Source organism: Brachybacterium endophyticum (assembly GCF_003130585.1).
Classification (GTDB): domain Bacteria; phylum Actinomycetota; class Actinomycetes; order Actinomycetales; family Dermabacteraceae; genus Brachybacterium; species Brachybacterium endophyticum.
Map to the genome: position 1 here is coordinate 287,905 of NZ_QFKX01000003.1, position 26,953 is coordinate 314,857.

The following is a 26,953-nucleotide window of genomic DNA, read 5'->3' on the forward strand; positions in this document are numbered from 1 at the left end:
GCCAGACCTTCGGCTGATGTCCGGCCGACGAACGGCGTGGTCGAATGCGTGTGGATGGTCCGATTCGTGTCGATGCCGCGCATCGATCGGCGCTGATCCTCCGCCCCGTCGCTCGCATCGTCCGTCCGCCGCCTCCCGCGGCCCAGGAGACCCATGAACCGTCTGGCCAAGCTCAGCCTGAACAACCGCTCGTTCATCGCGCTCGTGTGCATCGCGGTCTCGATCATCGGCATCTTCGCGATGACGACCATGCGCCAGGAGCTGATCCCCTCGGTCTCCCTGCCGCAGGTCCAGGTGATGACCAGTTCGCCCGGCTCCTCGTCGGAACAGGTGCAGAAGCAGATCAGCAAGCCCGTCGAGCAGGCGCTGACCGGCATCGAGGACGTGGAGAAGACGTCCTCGACCTCGCAGTCCGGGGTCTCGATGGTCACGGTCGAACTGGACTACGGGACGGACACCGCGCGAGCCACCAATCAGGTCGACGCCGCCATCGGGCGGATCCAGGACCAGCTGCCCGAAGGAGCGGACCCGCAGGTCATCTCCGGTGGTACGAGCGACCTTCCGGCTGCGGTCCTCTCGGTCTCCTCCGACCTCTCTCCCGCCGAGCTCGCCGACCGTCTGGACTCCACGGTCACGCCCGAGCTCGAGCGCGTGGACGGCGTCTCCTCGGTCCAGGTGGTCGGTGCTCCCGAGGAGATCGTGCGCATCACCCCGGACGAGAAGAAGCTCGAGGACGCCGGACTCAGCGACAGCGACATCCAGAGCGCGGTGGAGGCCAACGGGCTGTCGATGCCCGGTGGCAAGGTCAGCGACAAGGACCAGAGCGTCGACGTGGTCGTCGGCAAGGAGATGACCAGCCTCGACGATCTCCGCGACATGGTCCTCATGCCCGGGTCCTCGGGCGGCGGGTCCGGTGGATCATCGGCCGGGGGAGATGCCTCGGGTCAGCAGGGCGGCGACCAGTCTGGTGCGCAGGGTCAGGCCGGCGGCGGTGCGGGCGATCCGTCCCAGGCCGGCCAGCAGGGCCAGTCCGGTCAGCAGGCGCAGGGCGCCCAGCAGGGCCTCGCCGATGCGCAGGGCCAGGGTGGCCAGGACGGCCAGGCGGGCCAGAACGGCAACCAGGAGATCACCACCCTCGGCGACGTCGCCAAGGTCGAGAAGACCACCGAGGACCCCACCTCTGTCTCCCGCACCGACGGCCGCCAGTCCCTGGCGATGATGGTGACCGCGACCAGCGACGGCAACGTCGTCGACATCTCCCACGACGTCACGGGCAAGCTCGAGGACCTCCTGCCCGAGGTCGGCGGCGACGCCAAGAGCGACGTGGTGTTCGACCAGGCACCCTTCATCCAGGAGTCGATCGTCTCCCTGGCCGAGGAGGGTCTGCTGGGCCTCGTCATGGCCGTCGGCGTGATCCTGCTGTTCCTGCGGCGCCTGCGACCCACGCTGGTCACCGCGATCTCGATCCCGACCTCGCTGCTGATCGCCTTCATCGGCATGCTGGTCACCGGGTACACGCTGAACATGCTGACCCTGGCGGCGCTGACGATCTCGATCGGCCGCGTGGTCGACGACTCGATCGTGGTCATCGAGAACATCACCCGGCACCTCGCCTACGGGAAGACCCGGATCAGAGCGATCCTCGACGCCGTCAAGGAGGTCGCGGGCGCGATCACCGCCTCGACCCTGGCGACGGTCGTCGTCTTCCTGCCGATCGCGATCGTCGCGGGCATGGCGGGGGAGCTGTTCCGGCCCTTCGCCCTCACCGTCGCGATCGCGATGCTCAGCTCCCTGCTGGTGTCCCTCACGATCGTCCCTGTGCTCGCGTACTGGTTCCTGCGGCCGCCGAAGAAGCAGCCGGTCCCGGACGATCCGGACGACGAGGCGCAGGTCGCCAAGGTCCGCGAGGCCGCCGAGGCCCGCGAGGAGCGCACCTGGCTGCACCGCCTCTACGCCCCGCTGCTGCGGCTCACCCTGAACTCGCTGCCGCGACGCCTGATCACCGTGGTGGTCGCGATCGGCGTGCTCGTGGGCACGGCGTTCCTCGCCCCGCTGCTCAAGGTCAACTTCCTGGGCGACACCGGCCAGAACATCGCCTCGATCACCCAGACGCTGCCGGCCGGGACCAGCCTCACGGACGCCTCGGAGAAGGCGAAGGACGCCGAGAAGGCGCTGATGGACGTGGACGGCGTGCAGACCGTCCAGACCACCATCGGCGGCGGCGGGGAAGGCGGAGGGTTCACCGCCGGCGGCGGCGCCGAGAACGAGGTCAGCTACTCGATCACGACCGATCCCGATGCGGACCAGCAGGCCCTGCAGACCACCATGGTCAAGACCGTGCAGGACCTGAAGAACCCCGGGGACGTCGAAGCCGCCGACATGAGCTCGGCGACCGGCTCCAGCTCCGTGGACATCCAGATCACCGGGCCCACCGCGAAGGACCGCCAGACGGCGAACGACGCGATCCTGGACCAGCTGGACCCGCGGCCCTCCGGCGTTAAGGAGGTCAGCAGCGACCTCGAGGGCGACCAGCCGACGGCCGTGGTGAGCGTGGACCGCAAGAAGGCGGCGAAGCTGGGGCTCACCGAGCAGGCCGTGGTCGGCATGGTCGCCCAGAAGCTGAACCCCGGATCGATCGGGACCATCTCCCTGGAGGACACCGACCTCGACATCCACGTCCAGCAGAAGGACGACGTCGACACCCTGAACAAGCTCGAGGACCTCGACCTGGCCGACGGCCTCGCCCTCACCGACGTCGCGAAGGTCAGCCAGGAGGAGTCCCGGCCGTCGATCGCGACGCAGGACAACCTCGAGACGGTCACGGTGTCGCTCTCGCCGATCTCGAACGACAACGTCGGGCAGGTGTCCCAGGCCGCGCAGAAGGCGATCGACGACGCCGATCTGCCCAGCGGCGTCAAGGCAAGCCTGGGTGGTTCCGCCTCGGACATCTCCGACACGTTCGGTCAGCTGGGTCTGGCGATGCTCGCCGCGATCCTGCTGGTGTACGTGCTGCTGGTGTGGATCTTCAAGTCCCTGGTCCAGCCGCTCGTCCTCCTGGTGTCGATCCCGTTCGCGGCGACCGGTGCGCTGGGACTGCTGGTGCTCACCGGGGTCCCGCTGGGGCTGCCCTCGATGATCGGCCTGCTGATGCTGGTCGGCATCGTGGTCACCAACGCGATCGTGCTGATCGACCTGGTGAACCAGTACCGACGGGCGGGGATGGGCATCGACGAGGCGATCCACCTCGGGGCCGCCAAGCGTCTGCGGCCGATCCTGATGACGGCCGCCGCGACGATCTTCGCCCTGCTGCCGATGGCCTTCGGGCTCACCGGCAAGGGCGGGTTCATCTCGCAGCCGCTCGCCGTCGTGGTGATCGGAGGACTCGTCACCTCGACACTGCTGACCCTGGTCATCGTGCCGGTCCTCTACCGGATCACCGAGGGCCCGGGGGAGCGCCGCCGGCTGCGCCGTGAGGCCGCCGAGCGGGACCGCCGGGACACCGCCGAGCGCGAGGCCCAGGAACGCCGGGACGCGCAGTCACGCGAGCTCGGCGAGAAGGCCGCCGCCTCGACCGCCGCGGGTGGTGTTGCGGGTGCCGGTGCGGGTGCGGATGACGGAGCCGGTGTGAGCTCGGATGTGGGCTCCGGAGGTGGCGCAGGCTCGGATGCGGATGCGGATGCGGATGCGGATGCGGGTGCCGGAGTCGGCGCCGGCGCGGCGGCTGCGGCCGCTGGTGGTGCTGTCGCGGGCGGTGCTGCCGCACAGTTCTCCCCGGCCTCGCCTGCTTCGGCGAACGCGCCGGCTGCGCCGGCCGACTCGGCGAGCACCTCGGAGGGCACCACTCCTGACGTGAAGCGGGAGGCGCCGACTGACCGCCTGAGCAGGGTGGAGGACGAGGAGCCCCGTGAAGCGCGCCGGCCGTCCGAGGTCAGCTGGGATGCCGAGTCGGGGTCGTCCGGCGAGGCGCCGGAGAGCGGCGAGGGAGAGGCGCCGGAGGGCGGCGAGGCGGAGACCCGGGAGAGCGGCGACCCGTCGGCGACGGAGCAGGCTGCGGCGTCGGGGGAGGCCTCGACGAACTCCCACCGGGCTCCTGGTCCTGTGCACCCGTCGCACTCCCGTGAGTCCGGAGCGCACGCGGGGCGGGATCAGCGCCGCGGTCGCGGGGCTCGGCGTGGCCTGGGCCGGGGTCTCGGCAAGGTCGAGGAGGGCGGCACGTCGCTGGCCCGCAGGATCCGCGACCGGTTCCGCCGCCGCTGACGGCCCGGGCGCTCCGCCACTGACCGGTTCCGGCGTCATTGGCGTGCGGTGGCGGGCGGGCCCTGGGGCGCCCTCCATGGGCCCGGCGCCCGGGGTCGGGCCCCGGGTTTCGGAGCGCTGGGGCCGCGACGGGACTAATAACGCATCATCTGCGAGATATTGCAGATGATGCGCTATTAGTCCATCGCAGGCCAGGGCAGTCTTCCGAACCAGGCCCTCAGTCCGTCGCGAGCTGCTGAAGTTCTGCCGGGGAATCGCCGTAGTGCCGGCCGCGCTCGGCGGGAGTACCGGCCTCGCGTCGCGGTGGTCCCGGAACGGATGCTCGTGCAGCTCACGCAGGCAGACCGGCCAGGTGCTGTCGCCGGTGCAGGATCCTTAGCAGCATCTCCTCGGTCTTCTCCCACTCGAGGAACACCTGCTCCCAGGTCAATCGCGTGACCCGGTACCCCCTCGCAGCCAGGGCCAGATCCCGTCGTCGGTCCTCGCGGTACTGCTGAGGATCGTCGTGGAATCTCCTACTGTCGCACTCGATCACCCAGTTCGTACCGATCAACAGGTCGACCCGTGCGTCCGGAAGCAGCTGTGCCTGCGAGCGGACGGTTACACGGCGCGATTCGAACCACCAGCGCACAGCGGTCTCGGTGCCGGACTGCGCATCTGTCCTCACACGTGAGAGCTGCCCGGCCGTGCGTGTCGGCAGTCCTGCCAAGAGCTGCTCGAGCTGCCAAGAGGTCATTCGGTGCTGATGGAGTGCGGACTCGATCAGGATCGCCGCTTTGACCGGAGGAAGGCAGCGGGCGGCATGGTCGAGGGTCAGCCGGATGTTCGGGACAGGATCCTCGTCCGGCCAGGCCCGGAGGGCGGGGCCGTGCAGGGCGAGCGGCTGCAACATTCCGGACGTCCACTGCGGCGAGGAATCACGAGGCGCGACGGGAATGCCGGTCACGGGGTCGTGGACTCGGCGAATGGGACGCAGCATAGGAGGTGGTCCAGGAACAGTGCTGACTCGCAGACGAAAGGCGTGGACACCCTCGACCACCGGTGTCCACAGACCGTGGAGCGCAGCGGCGTCCACGCAGGTGGGACGTACTCCATGAGCCAGTAAGGCCACGAGGTCCTCGGGCGCCTCCGGCGTCACGTACCACTGGCCGACGGTGCGGATGGTGCCGTCCCTCAGCCAGGCGCGACGCTGGCGACGCTCGGGGTGCAGTGCCGCCAGCTGACTCTTGAGGATGATGCCCGGGATCCGCATGGGCAGATCGCATCAGCTCATCGGCCCTCACGGGAGGGGGAGCGGTCGAATGTGGACGACGCAGAATCGGGAGGACCCTAGAACGCCCCAGCCCGCGAGAGAGGGGAGGCGGTGCGCCTCCGCCCCGGCTGCATCCACGGTTGCGCGGGCCGCGGCGGGACTAATAGCGCATCATCTGCGAAATGGCGCAGATGATGCGCTATTAGTCCCGCCCAAGCCCTCGCGCAGGGAAGAAGGCCTCACGCAGGGAAGAAGCCCTCACGCCGGGGAGAAGTCCGCCCCGAAGAAGAGTTCCGACGCCCGCCACCCAGCGGCGACCACCACCGACCACCCAGCGGCGACCACCACCGACCACCGACACCACCCCGCCAACCCCACCCCCGCCAACCCCTCAGATCGGGATCCGCATCCCTCCGAAGGCGTTGCGGAAGATGGTCAGGTCCTCGAGGCCCGGGAGCTTCTGGATCTTCTTGTCGAGGCCGTCGAGGTCGTCGCCACGGCCGGCGAAGAGGTGCCCCATGACGTGCACGACCTCGTCGTCGGACATGACGCCCGAGCCCACCGGGCGCCACGCCCGGGAGAGCGCCAGGCGGGTCGCCGCCCGGGCCTTCTTCGAACCCTCGAGGCGCTCGCGTCCCTGGGTGGTGTAGAAGGCGACGTGCCGTGTCTCCTGCTGGGCGATGCGCTTGAGCAGGGGGCTGAGCGCCGGGTGGTCGGTCATCGCCGAGAGCCGACGGTAGGCCGCCACGGCGGAGAGCTCGTTCGCGGCGCCCCAGGTCATGTGCACGGCCACGAAGTCGGTGCCGGCGAGGTTCGAGAGCACGGACTGCTTGAGCGGGCCGAGGGCCTGGGTCCAGCCGAGCTTGACCCGCTTGGACTTCAGCTCCTCGTAGTCCACCACGATGCCGTGGCGCTGCAGCACCGCTGCCAGGGCCTCCCCGTGCCAGAACTCCTCGCGGTTCCACACGGTCATGAACCCGCCGGTGGCCTGCTCCTGCCGTGAGGGGGTCACGAGCATGTCCCGCAGGTAGCAGGAGGTGTGGTACTCGACGTCGCACATGTAGCGCAGGACGCGCAGGGTGGGCTCGTCGAGAGGCTGGGTCTCGAAGGTGTCGAAGTCGAGGTCGTCCCAGCCCACCGGTTCCGAGGTCTCGGCGAACTTCTCAAGGTCGAAGGCCATCGATGCCTCCTGGGGTCGTGACCTGGGAGATGCCCCGGCGGATCGCGCGTATCGGACCGAGCAGGCCGGGTGCGTCGGGCCCGGGCAGCAGGCGGGTGATCTCGTAGCGCGCGGAGCGCAGGGAGGCGCGGTCGGCCGAGCGGCGGAAGATGCTGGGCAGGGAGATGTCCTCGTCGGCCTGGCGCTGGCCCGCGGGGCGCAGCGGATCCCCGCCGACGGCGAGCACGAGCCGCGCGGTGATCGCCTCGGCCCGGGAGCGCGTGATCCGGGCGATCGCCTCGAGGTGGAAGAAGTCCAGCGAGTGCGTGCGGCGCTCGATCACCTCGGAGAGCACCCGTCGGACCTCGGGCAGGTGCTCGACCCTGTGCAGGAGGGCCTCGAGCGCGGCGCGCAGCGACCCTTCCTGGACGGCCATCCGGGCCATGTGACCTGCGGTGACGGCCTCACCGGCCACGCGCGTCCATCCGGGGCCGACGATCGGCAGGGCGCGCTCGACGTAGACCTGGCGCAGGGCGGCACCCGGACGCGGGCGTCGCCTGCCGTGCGCAGGGCCCGGTGGCAGGGTCTCGAGGATCTCCTCGAGGGCGTGGGCCCACCAGTGCCGTTCCCACAGCCAGCTGGCCAGGAACGCGGTGATGCGGGCTTCGTTGGCGGTCCACGAGCTGTACATCGTGCGGGTCTCGGTGAGGGCCGCGGACTCCAGGGCGTGCAGGAACGCGAGGTCGCGGTGCAGCTCGGCGAGATCCCGCGGGCCCGCGCCTTGCGGGTCCTCCATCGCCTCGTCGATCTGGTCCTCGATGCGGTCGGTGTCGACGTCGATCCTCCCCGGCACCGACCGGGTGTACTCGGAGACGTCGAAGGAGGTGAGCAGCACCGGCGCGACGGAGCCGTCGGAGAACTGTCGCGAACCCTCGCGCGGCGCGTCGTCGTGATAGGCGACGGGGCGGGGCGTGGGGCGGGGAGCGTGCCGAGGGTCACGCTGGCTGCGCGGTTTGCGCCGAGCGGGTGCGCTCACGTGCGGGAGACCTCCTGGCGCGGGTAGGAGAGGGGCGGGAGCGTCCGGCTCGGACCCGGCGTGCGGGTCCTCGTCCTGCTGTTCGATCCTCGTCGAGAACGCTGATGTTCCCGCCATTCTACGCAGTCCCGGCGCGGATGGTCAGTCCCGCCCCCGCGGGTGAGCAGCGACCTCGCATGCCAGGTGGAGAGGGTATTGGTAGGTTGCGAACATGACCGTTGCGCTCCCCGAGCCCCGCCGGAACGGCGCGGCGCACCGCGGAGCCGCCGGGGCGGAGGCCGGGACGGCCGCCCTCCCGCAGTCGACCGGTCCTGGCGGAGCAATCCCCTCGCTCGCGCAGCTCCGCGAAGCGCTGCGTGGTCCCGAGTCCCCGCTGCCGGCCCCGCGCACGGCAGACGAGGCCGCCGCACGGGTCCGGGACCGGACGGCATCCGGTGACCTCTCGGGAGCCCTCCGCGTCGCCAGGGTCTTCGCGGCGCTGCCCGGAACGGACGAGGCCAGACGGGAGCTCCTGCGCGCCCGTCTGGCCGCGCACCGCGCCGCGAACGACGACGGCTCGGCGCGGGCTCTCGCCCGCGAGCTGGTCACCTCGATCGACCGGGCGGGGTCGCCGCTGCAGGCCCGCGCGAGCGCCGAGGTGTTCGCCGAGCACCTCCGGCCGGCCCCGGACGGCAGCGACGAGGAACGACAAGCTCCGTCCGCCTCGGGGGCTCGTGGCAGGCGTCGCGCGGAGCAGACGGCGATCCCGGAGGGCCTGCTCGCCATCGTCCGTTGCGTGGAGCTCCCGCGTCCCTCCCACCTCTCCCGCATCTCTGATCCCTCCGGTATCTCCCACCCCTCCCGCGCCGCCGAGTCCCGACAGGAGCTGACCCGCCTGCAGGAGGCGCTGCAGGCGCTGCCCGCCCACACGCAGGACCTCGTGGACACCCCCGGCCCCCTGCTGGGTGTGCGGCTCGGCCAGTGCTTGGAGGCGGCGGGGCGCGAGGACGACGCCCTGCGGCTCTGCCGGGACGTCCTGGACGAGGTCGCCCACCTGCAGGCCCGCGAGGGCGGCTTCGTCGATGCCGCACGCGTGGTCATGACCGCCCATGCCGTGCTCGCCCGCGTTCTCGCCTCGCGGGATCCGATCGCAGCCGTGGGCCACTCCCTGACGGCGCTCGACGGCATGCATGAGGTCGAGGACCTCTCCCTGCGGGTCCGCCTGATCACGGATCTCCTGCGGGCGCTCGTCATGAGCGACCTGCAGGACCAGGCGAGCTTCGCCGCCGGACGACTCGCCTCCTTCGCCCGCACGTTGCCGAGCGCCGAGCAGAAGGTGGAGCCCCTGCTGGCCGTCGGCGCCCAGCGGGTCGCGGCCAGGCGGTACGACGCCGCCGAGGTCGTGCTCGGCGAGGCCCGGAGGGCGAGCACCGAGGCGGGCGACCGCCGCGGACGCCTCGAGGCCACCCGGCTGCTGGCTCGCTCTCACCATGAGCAGGGGCACGGGCGGGAGGCCCTGGCGCACCTGCGCCGCACCGCGGCCGACGCCCGGTGGGTCGCCGACGACCTGCTCACCCCGACCCTCGAGCGCCCCCTCTACGTGCGCACCGAGCTCGACGCCGAGGCCCTCGCGCTGCGTCACGCCCTGGATCTCGCGACACCCGTGGAGGCCGCGGCGGCGGCGCGGGCGATCGTGCGCCGCGTGCGGATCGAGGATCGCGCGGGGACGATGCCGGCTCCGCTGCTCTGGGACCACGGGGTCGATGCCCGCATCGGAGCTTTGATCGCCGAGGGGATCCGGCTCGCCGAGGCCACCACCGGCCCGACATTCACCGGCCCGACACCCACCGGCCCGACACCCGCCGGTCAGGCACCCACCGCCCCGACACGGACCGGCCCGACACCCACCGGCCCGACGGACGCGTGGGCCGCCTCCGCCGCCGCCTCGGCGCCCGTGGATCCCTCCGGCGTCGAACGCTACGAGCAGCTCTTCCGGGAAGCCGGCCGCGCACTCGAGCAGGTGCCGCACGGTCACGAGGACCGGGCCCGTTACTGGGGCGCCTATCTCGAGGACCGCCACGCGCACATGCTCGCGGCGCGCGGGGAGTTCGCGGCGGCGACGTCGGCCGGGCGGCAGGCGCTGCGCGCCTGGCAGCAACTCGGGCGGGACGAGGAGGCCGCGGGGCTGGACGAGCAGATCCGCATCTGGCGCACCACTGACGATCGGCGCGGCACGGCGTAGCGTGGCGGGCATGAACGCCATCGACACCCTCATCGAAGCGGCAGGTCGTCCGGCTGAAGCCCTCTCAGGCCTGCGCGAACGGTTCACCCCCGACATCCTCACGGCCCATCCGGGCGGCCACCCGAACTCCGTGGGGTGGCTGCTGTGGCACATCGGCCGCGAGATCGACGTGCAGCTCGCCGACCTCTCCGGCGAGGAGGAGGTGTGGAGCAGCAGCGGCTTCCGCGACCGCTTCGACCTCGGCGAGCTCGGTGACGGCGTCGGCGTCGGGCACACCGAGGAGCAGGCCCACCGGATCGTCGTCACCGACAGCGCGCTGGCCGTCGACTACGTGCAGGCGGCCACCGACGCGTTCCTCGCCTACCTGCGCACTCTGTCCGACGAGGACCTCGACGCGGTGATCGACGACGCCTGGGATCCGCCCGTCACCCGCGGGGTCCGGCTCGTCAGCATCGTCGACGACGCCGCCCAGCACGCCGGCCAGGCGGCGTACGCCCTGGGGATCCCGAGGGGCTGACGTCCCCGAGCCGCCCCGCCGGCCCCGGGTCGCCCTCCCCGCGTCGACGGGATCAGCGCATGCCGGCCATGGGGATCAGTGCACGCCGGCCATGCCCTTGGTGACGGGCTTCGCGATCAGCAGCATGACGATGCCGACCGCCACCGTCACCAGTCCCGTGATGCCGAAGTAGGCGGCTTCGTGATCGACCGAGTAGAAGGTCGAGAGCGAGCCGGACAGTGCTGTGCCCAGGGCGACCGCGAGGTTGTAAAGCGCCATCATCATCACGGGGAACGCCGTCGGGGCGAGCCGCGTGGCCAGGGACAGGCCCACCGGCGAGATCGACAGCTCGCCGCAGGTGGCCACGAACATGATCAGCACGACCCACAGCACCGGCACCGAGGCCACGGGGGCCATGGGCACGAACAGCAGGAACGCGAGGCCGACCAGCAGGATCCCCATCGCGAACTTCACCGGTGTGCCGGGCTGGCGCCGACCGAGCTTCGTCCACAGGGCGGCGAAGACGGGCGCGAGCACGAGGATGAAGAAGGGGTTGAACGACTGCGGCCATGAGATCGGCATGATCCAGCCCAGGATGGAGCGGTTCAGCCGTTCGTCCGCGTAGACCACGAGCACGGTGAACTGCTGCTGGAACAGGGCGAAGAAGGCCGTGGTGCCGATGAACATCGGGATGAAGGCGATCACCCGGGAGCGTTCGGTGACCGTGATCTTCTTGCTGGTCAGCAGGATCGCGAAGATGACGATCGCGGCCACGGCGGAGATCCCCACCATGACGTTGGCGAGGTTCGTGGGGTTGATGACTCCCGAGAGCACCAGGACGACCACGAGCAGCACCGCGACGACGGCGATCACGGCCCAGAGCGCGTACTGCTTGCGCGGCAGAGGATCGGGGACGTGGTTGGCGTTCTTCGGCAGCGAACCGCGCGTGACGATGTACCAGACCAGGCCGATGGCCATGCCGATCGCGGCGGCCGCGAACCCGGCGTGGAAGCCGATCGACTGCTGCAGCAGCCCGGCCACGAGCGGGCCGATCAGCCCGCCGATGTTCACGCCCATGTAGTAGATCGAGAAGCCGGCGTCGCGCTTGGGGTCGTCGATCGCGTACAGCGACCCGACCAGGGTCGCGGCGGTGGCCTTGAGGCCGCCGGAGCCGATCGCGACGCACAGCAGACCCGCGACCAGGCCGCTCACCCCGGGCAGAACCGCCAGGGAGATGTGGCCGATCATGATCAGCACGGCGCTGAGGAACAGGGTGCGCTGGGGGCCGATGAGCCGGTCCGAGACCAGCGCGCCGAGGATGCAGAACACGTAGACCGCGCCGCCGTAGGCGCCGACGACCGAGGTCGCGACGCCCTGGTCGATCCCGAGACCGCCCTTGGTCATCGCGAAGTACATGTAGATCGCGAGGATGCCCTGCATCCCGTAGTAGCTGAAGCGCTCCCACATCTCCAGGCTGAACAGGTTCATCAGCGGCCAGGGCTGGCCGAAGAAGGTGCGCGTCCTGCCGTGGGAGGGCCCGTCGGGCGACCCGTCGGTGGGTGCGGATGCTGTGGTCTGGGCCGCGTCGGTGCGGCCCGGGGGCTGGGTGGCATTCACGGGCCGTCATGGTGCCGCGCGTTCCCCGCTCACACAAACCCAGCGGCGCTGGGGGTGACCGAGCAGACGCGCGGAGCCGTCGTCAGGCGCGGGCGGAGCGCCGTCCGGAACGTCGGCCGAGGATCGCGTGATCCAGGGAGATGCGGCCGGCGCCGGCCGCGGCGAGGGCCAGGGCTCCCGCTCCGAGCGCTCCGACCAGCTCCCAGCCGCCGCCGTCGACGAAGATCCCGGCCGAGGCATGCACGAGCACGGCGGCGACCAGCATGTCGATCGCGAGCAGGATGCCCGCCCAGGGGGTGAGCAGGCCGAGCACGAGGGCGATGCCGCCGATGAGCTCGAGGGCTGCGACGACGGGCGCGGCGAGCTCCGGCATGGGCACTCCCATCCCGGCGAAGTTCTGCGAGGTCGCGCCCAGGCCGAACTGCCAGAACTTCTGGGCGCCGTGGGCGGCGAAGACGACGCCGAGGACGACCCGTGCGATCAGCAGGCCGAGGTCGCGGAGGGTGGAGCTTCGGTGGGCGGCGGCGGTGACCATGAGGGTCCTTCCATCGGAGGGGACGGCCGTCCCGAGCAGCACCGGCCGCAGCAGGTGCTCGGCGGCGGGCGACCGGCACCCACGGTAATGGAAAAATCAATGAGTGTGAAGGGGTGGTGTGACGGGGTGACGTGAAGGGGGACTGCGAACTGATCCACAGGCCCGCGAGTCGGCCGGCCATCATCCCTAGACTGTCCCGGTGACCCAGAACGACGCCTACGAACCCGGACCGGACCGCGGACTCGAGCGCACGCCGCCCCAGGACCTCTCCGCCGAGCGCGGCGTGCTGGGCGGGATGATGCTCTCCAAGGACGCGATCGCCGACGTCGTCGAGAAAGCGCAGGGCGGCGACTTCTACCGGCCCGCTCACGAGGTCATCTTCGAGGCGATCACCGACCTGTACTCCCGCGGCGAGCCGGCCGACCTGGTCACCGTCTCGGACGAGCTGACCAAGCGCGGCGAGCTCCAGCGCGTGGGCGGCGGCGCCTACCTCGCGGACCTCATCGACATGGTCCCCACGGCCGCGAACGCCGGCTTCTACGCCGACATCGTCGTCGAGCGCGCGACCCTGCGCCGACTGGTGGAGGCCGGCACCCGCATCGTCCAGCTCGGCTACGCGGCCGACGGCGGCGAGGTCGAGGAGGTCATCAACGAGGCGCAGGCGCAGGTCTACTCGGTCACCGAGCGCGGCCAGAGCGAGGACTTCCAGCCGCTCAGCGAGGTCATCGGCGGCACCATCGACGTCATCGAGGCCACCCAGAACCGCGGTGGCCAGGTCACCGGCATCCCCACCGGCTTCTCCGAGTTCGACGAGATCACGCAGGGCCTGCACCCCGGGCAGATGATCATCTTCGCGGGCCGTCCCGCGATGGGTAAGACGACCCTGGGCATGGACGTGCTGCGCTCGGCCTCGATCCACAACGGTCAGACCAGCGTCATCTTCTCCCTGGAGATGGACAAGACCGAGATCACGATGCGTCTGCTCTCGGCCGAGTCGCAGGTGCCGATGGGTCGCATGCGCGACGGCTCGATGGACGACCGCGACTGGCAGTCGATGGCGCGGGCGATGAGCCGCATCGGCAACGCCCCGCTGTTCATGGACGACAGCGCCAACATGTCCCTGATGGAGATCCGCGCGAAATGCCGTCGGCTCAAGCAGAAGCACGACCTCCAGCTCGTGGTCATCGACTACCTGCAGCTGATGAGCTCGGGCAAGCGCGTGGAGTCCCGTCAGCAGGAGGTCTCGGAGTTCTCGCGTGCCCTCAAGCTGCTCGCCAAGGAGCTCGAGGTCCCCGTCATCGCCATCTCGCAGCTGAACCGTGGCAGCGAGCAGCGCCAGGACAAGAAGCCGATGATGAGTGACCTGCGCGAGTCCGGCTCGATCGAGCAGGACGCCGACCTCATCGTCCTGATCCACCGCGAGGACTACTACGAGAAGGAATCGCAGCGCGCGGGCGAGGCCGATCTGATCCTGGCCAAGCACCGTAACGGCGCCGTCGGCACCATCGCCGTGGCCTTCGAGGGACACTACTCGCGCTTCAAGGACATGCCCGGCGGAGGCGGCTTCACGGGGGGCTGATCGCGCCCGCGCGCAGCGCCGGCCGACTCCCGGTCGGCTCCCGGCCGGCGGCGAGCCGCATCGGCGACGGCAGACGGTCCCGGCGGTGGGCCGAGAGCTCAGGCCAGGGCGGATCCGGTGTCGGAACCGGACAGCTCGTCGTGCAGCGCCAGCACCTGGCGCTCGCCATCGGTCGCGGGTCCCACACCGTTCCACCAGACGCGTCGACACGCGGCCGCTCGGCCCAGGGCGGACTCGTAGGAGCGCACCCACGACTCGTACTTCGCCTGCGCAGGCCCCTCGGCAGGCCAGCGCACGGACAACGCGGCACGGCCGACGCGCCACGGCTTCGGGGTCAGGCGCGCCCGATAGGAACCCTGCACCGTGCACAGGCGCACGTAGAGCGGATCGGAGTCCAGCTCCTCCAGGAGCGCGCGCGACCGATCCTCGTCCGGCCTCGCCCCGGTGCCGCTGACCAGCACGCGGAACCCCCCGCGGGTGCGATGCAGGTGCACGCCCCACTCCGGATGAGCGGCGGCGAAGGCCTGGACGCGCTCGCGGACGCGGGTTTCCTCGGGGGCCTCGGGGGTCTCGGGGGCTTCGGGGGCTGTGGGGGCACCTGGGGTCCCGTTGGTCGCCGTGGCTTCGCCCGCGGCGGAGGCGGAGGTCCGCCCCGCGGGATCGTCTGCGGAACGTCGGCCCAGCAGCCTTCCCAACAGGGAGGGACGAGGGGCGCGCGGACGCTCGGAGCGGGCATCGGTGTCGCTCCCGGCGAGATCGATGTCCGCGATCAGCACGGCGTCGGTGTTCAACACCGTCGCGCCGTAGCGGTTGCGGGTGAGCACGGCCAGGAGCGTGCCGTCGTCCCCGTGGATTTCCTGGAGGATCTCCTCGCGCACGGGCCGGCCGGGGTAGTACTCGGCCGCGCGGGAGTCCTCGATGCCGCGCGCTGCGAGGGCCGACACCCGGGAGTCCGCCGTGGCGAGGGCGTCCTCGCGGGAGCTGGAGGATCATCCCCAGACGTCGACCGCGACGACGCCGCGTGTGCGGGAGGGCAGGTCGGCGCGGCGGGTGACCCAGAAGTGGGGGAGCGGCTGCATGCGGTCAGACTACGACGGGGTTCGTCGGGGTGAGGGTGGTTCGAAGGTGGGGGCGGTTCAGGGGGGGGGAGGGTGGTTCAAGGGCGTGGCGGCACAGGGGCTCGGCCGAGCGATTTCTCGGGCGTGGCGGAGCGATCTTGGGAGGGATCGTGGTCTGGGCGGGACTAATAGCGCATCATCTGCGAAATGCTGCAGATGATGCGCTATTAGTCCCGCCGCGGCCCGAGCGGCGCCGACGACGCGGTCTGAAGAGGACGCCCCGACGCCCGGAGGGTCGACGGCCTGGACGCCCGGCGGCCTGACGGCCCGACGGCGTGGGCAGCGGCGGCATCGGCCCGGACGACGGTGGCGTTCGACGCACGCCACCGACCCCGCGCGCCACCCCCACCCGGCGCGCGAGAGAATCATCCGGTGACCTCCGAGCCCGATCAGACCCCGCGACACGACACCGACACACCACTCGCTGACGGCTCGACCCCCGTTGCCCCGCTCTCGGACGGGCCACACACGGACGCCCCGCTCCCCGCCGCTTCCACCCCGAAGGGCCGCACGACAGTGGTCGGCCTCGGGCTGGCCGTCGTGTTCGTCGCGGCGATCTCGCTGAACCTGCGCCCGGCCGCCTCGGGGCTTGGCCCGTTGATGCAGGACATCACCGGTGCCTACGGCGTCGGGGCCTGGGCCGACGGTCTGCTGACAGCCCTGCCCTGTCTCTGCTTCGGCGCCTTCGGGCTGTTGGCGGTGCCGATGTCGCGGCGCATCGGTCTGACGGGCACGATCGTGGTGGCGTTCGTGCTCGCGACCATCGGGCTCGTCCTTCGCCCGCTCAGCGGCTCCTTCGGGCTGTTCGTGCTGCTCAGCGCCCTGGCGCTGATGGGGCCCTCGCTCGTCAACGTGGTCACACCCGCCTGGGTCAAGCGCCACGGTGGCAGGGCGTCGGTGGCGCTGATGACGCTGTATTCGATGCTGCTCGCGGTGGGCGCCGCGACGGGCCCTGCGATCGCGGTGCCGCTGGCGTCGGGGGTCCACGACTGGCGTGACTCGCTGCAGACCTGGGCGATCCTCGCGGCGCTGCCGGTGGTGATCGGCGTGCTCGTCCTGGTCCGGGTGGGTAACGACTACCCGCGCGCGGTACCCGGGGCAGACGCCGCGGCAGCGACGGACCCCGGGGCCCAACCGTCCGCGCCCCCATCTTCGCCCGCGCCCGCGCCCCAGCCCCCGTCCGCGTCGGCGGGCAGCGAGCTCCCTGATCCCGCCGCCGATCTCGAGGCCACCACCGCGCGCGCTCGCGCCCGAGCGGCAGCGCGGGAGGCCGCCCGGTCCGTCCCCCTGTGGCGCTCGCCGGCCGCCGTGTTCCTCACCCTCATGTTCGGTCTGCAGTCGATGAACGCCTACACCCAGTTCGGGATGCTGCCGCAGATCCTCACCGACGCGGGGCTGTCCCCGGGCGCGGCGGGGGCGACCGTCTCGCAGGTCGCCGCGTGGGGCATGGTCGGCGGTCTGGTGATGCCCACGATCATCGCCCGCTCCAACCGGCTCGGCATCTTCGCCCTGGCCTTCGGCCTGCTCACCGCCGCGGGCTACCTGGGGCTGATCCTCGCGCCGGCCGCGTCGCCGGTGGCGTGGGCGGCGCTGCTGGGCATCGGCGGCTTCGCCTTCCCGACCGCGATCGCCATGATTCCGGCACGCACCCGTGACCCCGCGATCACCGCGCGGCTGTCCGGGATCGTCCAACCCGTCGGATATCTGCTCGCCGGCATCGGACCGCTGCTGATGGGCGCGCTGCTGCAGGCTACCGCGTCCCTCACCCTGGTGCTGTGGGTGCTGCTCGTCAGCGCCCTGGCGCTGGGCGCGGCGGGCTGGCGGGCGAGCGCGAACCGTCTGGTGGACGACGACCTCATCGAGGCCGTCGAATCCAGGCCGCCGAGCGGGACCGACACTCGCGAGCGGGACTGACAGTCGCAGGCAGGCGTGGGAAGATGCCTCCCATGAGCTCCGTGCACGTCGAGACCCCTGCCCCGCATCCCGGCGAGGAGGAGGCCAGCGGCGCAGACGCCCTGCGCCGGGCCACCTGGATCACCGCCCACCTGCCCACAGGTCTGTTCGAGTTCGGTGTCCGGCGCACCCACGGGAACACCAAGCCCGACCACGCAACCGTGGAGCGCTCGCTCGTCACCCGCTCACGCCATCGCGGCATCCCGGTGACCTGGATCGACCGCGAGAATGCGAACCGCGGCGTGCTCATCCACCTGCACGGCGGGACCTACGTCAAGGGCGAGCACCCCGATCACTGGGACTGGCTGGCCGACATGCGCCGCCGCGGCGGGATGGCCGTCGCGATGCTGCACTACCGGCTGCCGCCCGAGATGCCCTTCCCCGCCGCCTACGACGATGCCGTCGAGGGTGTTCTCGGCATCGTCGAGGACTTCGCCCCCTACACCCCGCGCTGGGTGCTCTCGGGTGACAGCGCCGGGGCCGGACTCGCCCTCGCGGTCGCCCAGACCCTGCGCGATCGCGACGAGCAGCGCCCGTCGGCGCTCGTGCTCACGGCGCCGTGGGTGGATCTCACGCTGAACGATCCGCGGATCGCCGAGCAGGAGGAGAAGGACCCCGCGCTGAGCCGGGAGACCCTGGCGCGCTCCGCCGCCCTCTACGCCGACGGCTTCGACCTCGAGGACCCGCGGCTGAGCCCGCTGTTCCGCGACCTGCGGGACCTGCCGCCCGTGCACCTGACCGTCGGCGACCAGGACATCCTGCTCGGGGACGCTCTGCGGCTGCGGGACGGCCTGGCCGATGCCGGCACCGAGGTCACCTGGCTCGAGCAGCCCGGCGGCTGGCACTGCTACCCGATGGTGTGGCGGGGCCCGGTGTCGCAGTACGCGCGGCGCCGGCAGATCGCCTTCGTGCGCGAGGCGCTGCGCTTCGACGTCCCGGTCAACGAGGGGCGTCGCGCCGCCGCCCACTGACCCACCGGGCCGCCGCCCGCCGACCCGGGTTCGCGGCCGGAGCTACAGCAGCCGCTGCAGCGTGACCAGGTCCCACCAGGTGCCGAACTTGAACCCGGCCTCGGGCATCCGACCGACCTCGCGGAACCCGCAGCGCTCGTGCAGGCGGATCGACCCCGTGTTCCCGGACTCGACGAGAGCCACCAGCGAGTGCATGCCGTGCTCGCGGGCATGCGTCACCAGAGCCTCCATCAGGGCCGTGCCCACGCCTCGACCCTGCGCCTCGGGCAGCAGGTAGACGGAGTCCTCGCCGGTGAAGCGGTAGCCCGCGTAGTCGCGCAGCGGGGAGAACGAGGCATAGCCCAGCACCGCGGCGGACGGTCCCGGGTCCTCGGCGACCAGCATCGACCCGGCCTCCAGCTGCGCCTCGAACCAGGAGCGCGAGGCCTCCGGGTCCGGGACCTCGTCGATCCAGAGTCCTGAGGAGCTGCGGATGGCCTCGTCCCGGATCGCGAGGACGACGGCGGCGTCCTCGGCGGCCGCGAGACGGATCCGGGGTGGTGTGCGGGCTTCCGTGGCCACGGTCGTGCTCATCGCACCCGGTCGGTCACGGTCGATCGGCCGCGACCGGTCTGACCGTTCAACTCGCTGTGCACGTGCTGGGCGGCGGATTCATCGCGTGCGGTGATCCGCTGCAGTGCCTCGGCGTCGGCGACGTCGGGCTCCTCCCGCGCCAGCACCACCCAGACCGCGAAGCCGATGGTGCCCAGGATGCACAGCGCCGCGAGCACCACGAAGCCCAGGATGCTGAACGAGGGCGGCGCGGTCAGCCAGTCGCACAACCACTGCATGTGCGCCCTCCCGTGTCCCGTCGCGGGTTTCATCGTACTGTGGACCTGCGCTTCCGCGCTGACCGGGCCCATCGGCCCGGCACCTGGCGGCGGCGCCCGCGGAGGCTGCACCGGGCGGTTCCGCGCGCGGTCTCCCGATCGTCGGGGGAGGGAACGGACTGAGGGGCATGGCCGACGTCATCGTGGGGCGCTTCGCGCTCATCGACCTGATCGCCAAGGGCGGGTCGGGTGCCGTCTGGCGTGCCTGGGACTCCAAGGCCGGGGCCCTGTGCGCGGCGAAGGTGCTGCGCCAGCGCGATTCCGCGGACCTCATGCGCTTCGTGCGCGAGAAGGGCGTCAGCTTCGATCATCCCCACCTCCTCACCCCGTACGGATGGGGCGCGGAGGACGAGCACGTCGTGATCGCGATGCCGCTGGCCAGCGGCGGCACGCTCGAATCCGTGGTGCGCGGGCACGGGCCGCTCGGCGAGCCGGCGGTGGTTGTCATCCTGGACCAGCTGCTCGACGGTCTCGCGCACGTGCACGCCGACGGCTGGATCCACCGTGACGTCAAGCCCGCGAACATGATGCTCGAGCCCACCGGGGTGCAGCGTCCGCATTCCCGCCTCGCGGACTTCGGCATCGCCGTCCACGAGACCGACGTGCGCTTCACCAGCGTCGGCATGGTCAACGGAACGCCCGGGTACATGGCCCCCGAGCTGTTCTCGATGGCCGAGCCCCACCCCAGCCACGACCTGTATGCGGCGGGCGTCGTGGCCATGTTCGCGCTGAACGGGCCGTTCCCGCTGCGAGACGGCGCCTTCCGGGCCGAGGAGCTCGATCATCGCCTGCGCGGGGTGTCGCCGAAGCTCGCCGCCGTGATCCGCAGGATGGTCGATCCGCAGCCGGAGCGGCGATACCAGGATGCTGCCGCGGTCCGCAGCGATCTGCCGCACGTCCCTTCCGGCCTGCGTCTCGCCTTCGCCGACGGCGCACCGCTGGACGTCCGCTCGACGCTCCCGCCGCTGCCCCCGGACGCTCCGGGCGCCCAGCGCCCCCAGGTCCCGGCGCGCTCCGGCCCCTCGATGGAGGAGATCCGGGCAGGCCGCGTCGAGCAGGCGTACACCTCGCGGGGTCCGGGCGCGCGCGGGCGCCACGCCCCGGCTCCGCCGACCCAGCAGGCGCACGGCACGCAGCAGGCCGGCGCGACCCGCCACGGGCCCCCGCAGCAGGGGGCGCAGCCACAGCAGGGAATGCCACAGCAGGGGATGCCGCCACAGCGTCGTTCCGGAGGGTCGGGGCCCAGCAGCTCGAGCGCCCCCTCGCAGAACCGGCCGAATCCGACGGCTGCGCAGGGGGCGACCACCCACGCGCAGCGTCCCGGCCCGCCCCCGCAGCAGCGGAACCCCGTCTCGCCCCCGCCGATGGGGTCCTACCCCTACGGCCAGACCCCGCGCGATGCGGCGGGCCGACGCCTCGTGGACTCGCGGCGACCTCCCGGATCCGCCGCGGCCACTGCACCGGCCACGGGCCCGGCCCCGGCGCCCTCACGGGGCTCGGCCTCGCGACAGCCGTCCTCCGCGAGTTCGGCGGGGACCGGCGAACGTCCGTCGGGCCTGCGTGCGAACTCGGTGCTCAGCGGGCAGACCCGCACCACGCTGATCGGTGCGGGCGTCGGGGTCGTCGCAGCGGTCGTGCTCGGCGTGCCGACGGCGATCCTGCTGGTCAGCCTGCTCTGAGAGCGACCCTCCTGCTCCGAGGGACGCAGTGCTCCGGGAGCCGGCACACCGCCCGAGCGAGCGCCCCCGCTCTCAGGATCCCGACGCCGCCGGCGCGGTCGCGACCGTGTCGAGCGACTGGATGAGCGCATCCGCCCGCGGGTCCATCAGCAGCGTGATGTGCAGGGTTCCGCCCGAGCCCGAGCCCGAGCCCGAGCCCGTGCCCGTGCCCGAGTCGTCGTCCGCCCGGCCGCGGAGGGTCCAGCGCACCGAGGCCCGCGAGAGCACGTCGGCGTCCTGCGGGGTGAGCGCGTCGAGGTCGGCGGCGCTCACACCGGAGCGCTCCAGGGCGGAGGCCAGGCGACGGCGCCTCTCCTCGCGGGAGATGTCGAGGTCCATGTTGTCGGCGAACCAGACGTCGGCCAGGGTGTCGTCGCCCTCGCGCAGCCAGTCGAGCGCGGCACGGGCCGCCTCCAGGGTGCGCGGCGCGGCGCTGGGCAGACGCGCCGCCAGCAGTCCGGGGACCTGGTCATCGAGCGTGCGCAGCACGCTCATCGCGACGGGTGTGGCCGGGGCGTACTTGCTGTTGGCGAGGACCACCACGCCGACGCCGCTGTCACGGTGCCAGACCATGAACGAGCCGTATCCCGGGTAGCCGCCCGAGTGGGAGATGACGTCGCCCAGCTCCGGGAAGCGCTCGACGACGAGGCCGAAGCCGTACCCGCGCACGTTCGCGAAGCCGGGCGAGGCGCCGTCCTGACCGGCGGGGAGGGCGGGCGTGGACTGGATCCGGTGGATCTGCTGCATCTCCCGGCGCGAGGCCGTGGACAGCAGGCCCTGCTCGCGTCCGGGAGCGTCGGGGGCATCGGCCGCTGCGAGGAACCGCACCCAGGTCGCGATGTCGTCGACCGTCGAGAACAGTCCGGCCATCGCTCCGTACACGCCGGGCTCGTCGAAGTCGACGGCCTCGAAGCGGGTGGCGTCCACGCGGTCGGCGAGCCGATGTCCGGTCGCGATGCGGGAAGCGTCCAGGTGCTCGCGGGAGAAGGACGTGTCGTGCATACCGAGCGGCACCAGGAAGGTCTCGGTGAGGTACTGGTCGTAGGGGAGGCCCGTGACCTCGTCGATCAGGCGTCCCAACAGGGCGAAGCCCGTGTTGGAGTACTCGAAGCCGGTGCCGGGGGCGTGCACGTGGCCCAAGCCCTTCGCGATCATCGCGGCGAACTGCTCGCGGGTCATCGACTCCTGGCGATCGCCCCAGGGATTGTCGGTCACCAGGCCGGCGGACATGCTCAGCAGGTCGCGGACCGTGATCACGGGGGAGTCCGCGGTGGCGGGGGAGAGCGCGGCGGCCTCGGGGACGTGCTGGGCGATCGGGTCGTCCAGGCGCAGCCGCCCCTCCTCGCGCAGTCGCAGCACGCCGGCCGCGGTGAACGACTTCGTCATCGAGGCGATGCGGGAGATGGTCCCGCGGTCCATCGGGGCCGATCCCGGTGCGGGGCGGCCGCCCTCGAGCCGCCGCGAGCCCGAGGCGCCGGAGGCGAGCACCGCGGAGTCTTGGTCATGGCCGCCGACCACGGCCCAGACCAGCCCGGCCGTGCGGTGCTCCGAGACGGCCGCATCGGCGAGGGACGTGATCGTCGCCACCACCTCCTCGGGGATCACGGACGCAGCGGGGGTCGCAGAGGCGGTGACAGGCATGGGGACCACTCTAGGACGAGGTCGGCGAGGGGATCGTCGGCCGGCGGCATAGGGAATTACCAGAGAAGGACCAGTGGATTCCCACCCGCGGGGCGTTCCATGATTCTCGTGATGGACACCCCCTCGTCCGGATCCGGCACAGCTGTCGTGTCGTGACGGTTCCCTGAATGCCGGGCCGGCGCGCCACCCCCTCAGCGCGTCGGCCCGGCTTCTTCTCCGGGGTCCGCGGGCTGCTGGTCCGGCGCCTGCGAGTCCGTGGGATTCCGCTGCGCCACCGGCCGCGCCGCGGCGTCGTAGAAGCTCGCCAGGGCCCGTGCGGCCGACGGTCCGAGCACCTCCTGCAGCAGCGTCGGATCCGCGATCGCCGGGTCGAAGCCGGGCCGCTCCTCCTGCTCCTGCTGCGGCTCCTCGCCCTCCGCGGATCCTGCCTCCGAGGCACCGTCCGCCTGCTCGTCGGGGCTCGCGCCGTGTCCCTCATCCGATCCCTCGGCCTGGCTCTCGCCGTCGGGCGCCCCCGCCTGTGCCTCGCTCCCGGTCCTCCCCGCCCGGGCGAGCGCCGCTGCGCCGCGGCCGGAAGCGGTCGGGGCGGCGATCTCCCGCAGCGTCAGTCCGCGCAGGGTCAGCAGGTGCACGGGGGACTCGTCGACCGCCTCGACCAGCACATAGGTCAGGGCGGCGACGTGCACGCAGGGCCCCGGCCAGTCCATGCACGTGCAGTCGTGGCTGAGCTCGGAGACGCTGCGCGGAAGCAATGTCGCATCGTGCCCGGCGAGCTCCTTCTCGACGCTCTCCGGATAGCCGCCGCTGCTCAGCAGGGCCGGGAGCTCGGGATGTTCCTGCAGGACACCCACCACGATCGTGCGGTCGTCGGCCCCGAAGGCGGCGACGTCGAGCTCGGGCTCGTAGATCGTGCCGTCGTCGTCCAGCACCCCGGCCCGGGCCCGACGGGGTGCGACGTCCAGCCACTGCACCCGGTCCGCGCGCGCCAGTCTGCGTCCGCTGCTCGAGCGGGAGGTGCCGAGGACCCCTTCGAGCGCGGCGCGCAGGGCGGCGCCCTGCCAGCTGGCGCCGATGCGGCCCCGACGAGATCTCATGCGGATGCTCATCGCTCGCCTCCCGAGGGGTCCAGCTGGAACAGGGCGTGCAGCTCGGCACTGCTCATCGACATCAGCGCGCTCTCCACCGGGGCGATGGTGAGGTCGGCGAGGGTCTGCTTGTCCTGCAGCACCTGGTCGATGCGCTCCTCGATGGTGCCGGCGGCCACCAGCTTGCGCACCTGGACGTCCTTGGTCTGCCCGATCCGGAAGGCGCGGTCGGTGGCCTGGTTCTCCACCGCGGGGTTCCACCAGCGGTCCAGGTGGACGACGTGGTTCGCGGCGGTCAGGGTGAGGCCGGTGCCGCCCGCTCGCAGGCTCAGCAGCATCGCCCCGGGCTCGCCGGGCGTGTCCTGGAACGTCTCGACCATGGCGTCGCGGTCCTTCTTGGCGAGACCGCCGTGCAGGAAGGGGATCTCGCGCCCGAAGCGCTCGCGCCAGTAGGGCACCAGCATGTGGCCGAAGGTCGTGAACTGCGTGAACAGCAGCACCTTCTCGCCGTCGGCGAAGGCCGACTCCAGCAGGTCGTCGACGTACTCGAGCTTCCCGGAGCGGTGCTGTCCCTCGCGCAGGATGCTCGAGCCGTCGCCGAGGTAGTGGGCGGGGTGGTTGCACACCTGCTTGAGCTTGGTGAGCGTGGAGACGACGAGGGTGCGCCGCTGGTTCTGATCGGCCCCGTCGATCTGGGCCATCATCTCCCCGACCAGGGCCTCGTACAGGCCCGCCTGCTCGGGGGTCAGGTTCACGGTGCGCACCAGGTCGATCTTCTCCGGCAGGTCCGAGATGATGCTCGGATCCGTCTTCACCCGTCGCAGCACGAACGGGCCGGTCAGAGCGCGCAGACGTGCGAGCGCCGCCTCGTCCCCGTCCTTCTCGATGGGGGAGGCCAGATGGTCGCGGAACTGCGTCGCGCTGCCCAGCAGGCCCGGGTTCACGGTCTCCATCAGCGCGTGCAGGTCGCTCAGACGGTTCTCCACGGGTGTGCCCGTGAGTGCCAGGCGGTGGAGCGCGGGCAGCGAGCGCGCCGCCTTGGCCACGGCCGTGCCCGCGTTCTTCACGTGCTGGGCCTCGTCCAGGACGAGCCGGTGCCAGGGGACCTGGGTGAGGATGTCGCGGTCACGGTCCAGCAGGGAGTACGTGGTGATGACCAGGTCGACCTCCCGGGCCCCCTCGACGAAGCCAGCGTCCCGGATCCGCTCCCCGCCGTGGTGGACGTGGACCGCGAGGTCCGGGGCGAAGCGCGCGGCCTCGCGCTGCCAGGAGCCGACGACCGACATCGGGCACACCAGCAGGGTCGGCCCGGCCGGGGTCGGCGCCCGGCGTCCCGCCCGCGGGCGTGACCGCGCGGCTCCGGCCGTCGCGGCCCCCGAGCGGTCGGGCTCGAGAGCGGGGGAGCGGCCGAGGAGCTCGAGCGGTCCCAGCCCCTCGCGCTCGCGGCACAGCAGGGCGAGCACCTGCATGGTCTTTCCCAGGCCCATGTCGTCGGCGAGGATCCCGCCCAGGCCCAGCTCGTGCAGGGCCCACATCCAGTTCAGTCCGTCGAGCTGGTAGCCGCGCAGCGTGGCCTCGAGGGAATCGGGCTGCGGCAGCGGGACCGGGCCGGGACCGTCCGGCACCAGGTTGCGCAGACCGTTGCGCCGGCCGGCACCGGGGGGCGAGGCATGCTCGGAGGACTCGACCTCCTCACGTCCCTCCGCCGGCGTCTCCTCGCTGCTCATCCGGATGTCGAGGCCTTCGGCCTGGCCGCCCGCGAGCAGGGAGAACAGCTCGGCCCAGCCCATCGCGCCACCCTGGGCGGAGAGCGGACCCCCGGGCCCGCCCGACGGCTCGGCGGCGGGCGACGTGGCAGCGGCAGGTGCGGAGGGCGGCTGCGCGGAGGGCGAGGACCGGCCGACTGCAGGGGTGGGTGCGCCGGACCGTTCACCGCGGCCGCCGTCGCCGTCGCCGTCGCCCGCCGGGTCCGTGCCCCGGGATCCGCGGCGGCGCGCGGAGAAGGCGTCGAGGAACCGTTCGGCGGCCCTCAGGGTGGTGGAGTCCAGGCGCACCCACTGGCCACGCAGCTCCACGAGCTCGGCCTGCGCGGCGCGGATCTCGGCGATCTCGTCGTCGGTGAGGTCCATGTCGCCCACCGACATCTTCCAGTCGAAGCGGGCCATGGCCTGCAGCCCCACACCGCTGCCGGTCTGCTCCTGCGCCGGCTCCTCCTCGCCGACGACGGCCTGCAGTCGCGTCTTCTGCTTCGTCCACTCGCGCGGCAGCATCACGGTGACACCGGCCGCCTCCAGGGCGCCGGTGTCGTGGGCGAGGAAGGCGGAGGCCTGCGCGGTGGTCAGCAGCCAGTCCACACCGGTGTCGTCCACGGCAGCCTCCCGCACGGTCGGTGCGAGCCGCATGACCTCGGCCGATGCCTCCGCCGCCCCCTCGACGCCGATGTCGCCGACGGCTCGCAGGTCCGCGACCGGACGCACCGCCCCGTCGCCGTCGCGCAGGCAGGTCTGCAGCGGCCAGGCGGTGCCCAGCGGTGGCTCGTGCAGTCGGACCACGAGCTCCGACCCCGTGGCGCTCAAGTGCACGCGGGCATGCCCGGAGTCGATGAACGCGTCGATCGCGGTCTGCAGACGGCGCCGCGCCGGGACGTCGGCGAGCAGGGGCTCCTCGCTCGCGAGTGCGGTGAGGAGGCCGTAGGGGTCCCCGTGCTCGTCCTCGGCCGCGTGCTCCGGTGCCGCCTCGGTGCTCTCGCCCTCGCTCTGGCTCTGGCTCTGGCTCTCGCTCTCGCCCTCGCCGGCGCCGTCGTCCGCGTCGGAGGAGGCCGTCATCGGGCTCGCCGCGGGAGAGTCCAGGTGGCGTGCGAACTGGTCACGGGCGTGCGCATCGATCAGGGCGTGCAGCAGCGGGGGGTCCTGCGGGTCCAGACCCGCCCAGCGGGCCCAGGGCCGGCCGAAGCGCTCGAGGATCCGCACCGTGATCCGGCGCTCGGCGACCAGCTGCTCGGCCTGCAGGTCCCGCACCACGCCGGTCAGCAGGTCGGGCATCGCCACCAGGTCCTCGGTCAGGCGCAGAGGGGTGGCGTCGGCCAGCAGCGGGGTGAGCAGGGCCGGGACGTCCGCCTGCTCGCCCGCGCGCTCGCGGATCAGACCCGTCACTGCGCCCAGCAGGGCCCGCAGGCGGGGGCCGTCCAGGGGCAGGGCGGGCACGCGGTGCTCTGCGCTGCGGCCCTGGACCCGCACGCGATGCCGCAGCCGGCCCTCGCAGCCCGCGAGGGCACCGGCCAGCGGCCCGTCGGCCTCGGTGAGCGACGGATCGAGCTCGGTGGCGGGCCGCGAGCGACCATCGGCCGAGGACACCCGCATCCACAGGGACGGACCGAGGTCGTCGTCGACCACCAGGTGTAGTCGGGTCACGGGCATGGTGGCACCGTATGCCCCGCGACCGACATC

18 protein-coding genes are annotated in these 26,953 nt (G+C 72.1%); 7 read left to right on the forward strand and 11 right to left on the reverse strand.

What is annotated here, in order from left to right:
• The first annotated feature begins 153 nt into the window (after positions 1 to 153).
• Positions 154 to 4,257, forward strand: coding sequence for an efflux RND transporter permease subunit (locus tag DEO23_RS10145; protein ID WP_205678934.1), 4,104 nt, complete (start codon positions 154 to 156; stop codon positions 4,255 to 4,257).
• A 331-nt stretch (positions 4,258 to 4,588) separates the two neighbouring features.
• On the opposite strand, the gene DEO23_RS10150 is transcribed toward DEO23_RS10145, so the two are convergent.
• The 3 genes from DEO23_RS10150 to DEO23_RS10160 form a co-directional block, all read right to left on the reverse strand.
• Positions 4,589 to 5,149: an endonuclease domain-containing protein gene (locus DEO23_RS10150; RefSeq protein WP_240613340.1), complete on the reverse strand. Its 561-nt coding sequence runs from the start codon at positions 5,147 to 5,149 to the stop codon at positions 4,589 to 4,591.
• Positions 5,150 to 5,900: 751 nt separating this feature from the next.
• Positions 5,901 to 6,689 carry a ferritin-like domain-containing protein gene (locus DEO23_RS10155; protein ID WP_109275902.1) on the reverse strand — a complete coding sequence of 263 codons (789 nt, stop codon included), beginning with the start codon at positions 6,687 to 6,689 and terminating at the stop codon, positions 5,901 to 5,903.
• Positions 6,673 to 7,704: a hypothetical protein gene (locus tag DEO23_RS10160; protein ID WP_205678936.1), complete on the reverse strand. Its 1,032-nt coding sequence runs from the start codon at positions 7,702 to 7,704 to the stop codon at positions 6,673 to 6,675. Before DEO23_RS10160 ends, DEO23_RS10155 begins: the two co-directional genes overlap by 17 nt.
• A 211-nt stretch (positions 7,705 to 7,915) precedes the next feature.
• Between DEO23_RS10160 and DEO23_RS10165 the strand changes: the two genes are divergently transcribed.
• Positions 7,916 to 9,925, forward strand: coding sequence for a hypothetical protein (locus DEO23_RS10165; protein ID WP_109275903.1), 2,010 nt, complete (start codon positions 7,916 to 7,918; stop codon positions 9,923 to 9,925).
• Between the two features lie 10 nt (positions 9,926 to 9,935).
• Positions 9,936 to 10,442, forward strand: a complete 507-nt coding sequence (locus DEO23_RS10170; protein WP_109275904.1) for a mycothiol transferase — start codon at positions 9,936 to 9,938, stop codon at positions 10,440 to 10,442.
• A 75-nt stretch (positions 10,443 to 10,517) separates the two neighbouring features.
• On the opposite strand, the gene DEO23_RS10175 is transcribed toward DEO23_RS10170, so the two are convergent.
• Both DEO23_RS10175 and DEO23_RS10180 read right to left on the reverse strand, forming a co-directional pair.
• Positions 10,518 to 12,038 (reverse strand): peptide MFS transporter, encoded by a 1,521-nt coding sequence (locus tag DEO23_RS10175; RefSeq protein ID WP_109275905.1) that lies wholly within the window; start codon positions 12,036 to 12,038, stop codon positions 10,518 to 10,520.
• An 82-nt stretch (positions 12,039 to 12,120) separates the two neighbouring features.
• A complete protein-coding gene (locus DEO23_RS10180) occupies positions 12,121 to 12,573 on the reverse strand; it encodes a DoxX family protein (protein ID WP_109275906.1) in 453 nt (150 codons plus the stop codon).
• Positions 12,574 to 12,772: 199 nt separating this feature from the next.
• Between DEO23_RS10180 and dnaB the strand changes: the two genes are divergently transcribed.
• Entirely contained in the window at positions 12,773 to 14,152 is a 1,380-nt protein-coding gene (gene dnaB / locus DEO23_RS10185) for a replicative DNA helicase (RefSeq protein WP_109275907.1), read from the forward strand.
• 98 nt (positions 14,153 to 14,250) lie between these two features.
• Here dnaB and DEO23_RS15960 read toward each other — a convergent pair whose 3' ends face one another.
• Entirely contained in the window at positions 14,251 to 15,096 is an 846-nt protein-coding gene (locus DEO23_RS15960) for a hypothetical protein (RefSeq protein ID WP_133249865.1), read from the reverse strand.
• A 546-nt stretch (positions 15,097 to 15,642) separates the two neighbouring features.
• Between DEO23_RS15960 and DEO23_RS10200 the strand changes: the two genes are divergently transcribed.
• Positions 15,643 to 17,184, forward strand: coding sequence for an MFS transporter (locus DEO23_RS10200; RefSeq protein WP_240613341.1), 1,542 nt, complete (start codon positions 15,643 to 15,645; stop codon positions 17,182 to 17,184).
• A 32-nt stretch (positions 17,185 to 17,216) separates the two neighbouring features.
• Positions 17,217 to 18,194 carry an alpha/beta hydrolase fold domain-containing protein gene (locus tag DEO23_RS10205; protein WP_165831800.1) on the forward strand — a complete coding sequence of 326 codons (978 nt, stop codon included), beginning with the start codon at positions 17,217 to 17,219 and terminating at the stop codon, positions 18,192 to 18,194.
• 42 nt (positions 18,195 to 18,236) lie between these two features.
• Here the strand turns inward: DEO23_RS10205 and DEO23_RS10210 are convergent, their stop codons facing one another.
• Positions 18,237 to 18,767, reverse strand: coding sequence for a GNAT family N-acetyltransferase (locus DEO23_RS10210; protein ID WP_109275911.1), 531 nt, complete (start codon positions 18,765 to 18,767; stop codon positions 18,237 to 18,239).
• On the reverse strand, positions 18,764 to 19,024 hold the full coding sequence (locus DEO23_RS10215; protein WP_109275912.1) for a hypothetical protein: 261 nt from the start codon (positions 19,022 to 19,024) through the stop codon (positions 18,764 to 18,766). Before DEO23_RS10215 ends, DEO23_RS10210 begins: the two co-directional genes overlap by 4 nt.
• A 167-nt stretch (positions 19,025 to 19,191) precedes the next feature.
• Between DEO23_RS10215 and DEO23_RS16415 the strand changes: the two genes are divergently transcribed.
• The gene (locus DEO23_RS16415; protein WP_240613342.1) at positions 19,192 to 20,742 is read left to right on the forward strand and encodes a serine/threonine-protein kinase; all 1,551 of its coding nucleotides are present in this window, start codon (positions 19,192 to 19,194) and stop codon (positions 20,740 to 20,742) included.
• A gap of 72 nt (positions 20,743 to 20,814) precedes the next feature.
• On the opposite strand, the gene DEO23_RS10225 is transcribed toward DEO23_RS16415, so the two are convergent.
• From DEO23_RS10225 to DEO23_RS10235, 3 genes are all read right to left on the reverse strand, one after another.
• Positions 20,815 to 22,422, reverse strand: coding sequence for a serine hydrolase domain-containing protein (locus DEO23_RS10225; RefSeq protein WP_109275913.1), 1,608 nt, complete (start codon positions 22,420 to 22,422; stop codon positions 20,815 to 20,817).
• Positions 22,423 to 22,613: 191 nt separating this feature from the next.
• On the reverse strand, positions 22,614 to 23,516 hold the full coding sequence (locus DEO23_RS10230) for an SWIM zinc finger family protein (RefSeq protein ID WP_205678938.1): 903 nt from the start codon (positions 23,514 to 23,516) through the stop codon (positions 22,614 to 22,616).
• Between the two features lie 8 nt (positions 23,517 to 23,524).
• Positions 23,525 to 26,923 carry a DEAD/DEAH box helicase gene (locus DEO23_RS10235; protein WP_240613343.1) on the reverse strand — a complete coding sequence of 1,133 codons (3,399 nt, stop codon included), beginning with the start codon at positions 26,921 to 26,923 and terminating at the stop codon, positions 23,525 to 23,527.
• Positions 26,924 to 26,953: the final 30 nt, after the last annotated feature.

What these genes read in the sequence shown, in the direction of transcription:
- DEO23_RS10180 (WP_109275906.1), bottom strand. Translation starts at nt 12,573, where the DNA reads ATGGTCACCGCCGCCGCCCACCGAAGCTCCACCCTCCGCGACCTCGGC.
- DEO23_RS10170 (WP_109275904.1), top strand. Translation starts at nt 9,936, where the DNA reads ATGAACGCCATCGACACCCTCATCGAAGCGGCAGGTCGTCCGGCTGAA.
- DEO23_RS10215 (WP_109275912.1), bottom strand. Translation starts at nt 19,024, where the DNA reads ATGCAGTGGTTGTGCGACTGGCTGACCGCGCCGCCCTCGTTCAGCATC.
- DEO23_RS10155 (WP_109275902.1), bottom strand. Translation starts at nt 6,689, where the DNA reads ATGGCCTTCGACCTTGAGAAGTTCGCCGAGACCTCGGAACCGGTGGGC.
- DEO23_RS10165 (WP_109275903.1), top strand. Translation starts at nt 7,916, where the DNA reads ATGACCGTTGCGCTCCCCGAGCCCCGCCGGAACGGCGCGGCGCACCGC.
- DEO23_RS10145 (WP_205678934.1), top strand. Translation starts at nt 154, where the DNA reads ATGAACCGTCTGGCCAAGCTCAGCCTGAACAACCGCTCGTTCATCGCG.
- DEO23_RS10235 (WP_240613343.1), bottom strand. Translation starts at nt 26,923, where the DNA reads ATGCCCGTGACCCGACTACACCTGGTGGTCGACGACGACCTCGGTCCG.
- DEO23_RS10205 (WP_165831800.1), top strand. Translation starts at nt 17,217, where the DNA reads ATGAGCTCCGTGCACGTCGAGACCCCTGCCCCGCATCCCGGCGAGGAG.
- DEO23_RS10230 (WP_205678938.1), bottom strand. Translation starts at nt 23,516, where the DNA reads ATGAGATCTCGTCGGGGCCGCATCGGCGCCAGCTGGCAGGGCGCCGCC.
- DEO23_RS16415 (WP_240613342.1), top strand. Translation starts at nt 19,192, where the DNA reads ATGGCCGACGTCATCGTGGGGCGCTTCGCGCTCATCGACCTGATCGCC.
- DEO23_RS10210 (WP_109275911.1), bottom strand. Translation starts at nt 18,767, where the DNA reads ATGAGCACGACCGTGGCCACGGAAGCCCGCACACCACCCCGGATCCGT.
- DEO23_RS10225 (WP_109275913.1), bottom strand. Translation starts at nt 22,422, where the DNA reads ATGCCTGTCACCGCCTCTGCGACCCCCGCTGCGTCCGTGATCCCCGAG.
- DEO23_RS10150 (WP_240613340.1), bottom strand. Translation starts at nt 5,149, where the DNA reads ATGTTGCAGCCGCTCGCCCTGCACGGCCCCGCCCTCCGGGCCTGGCCG.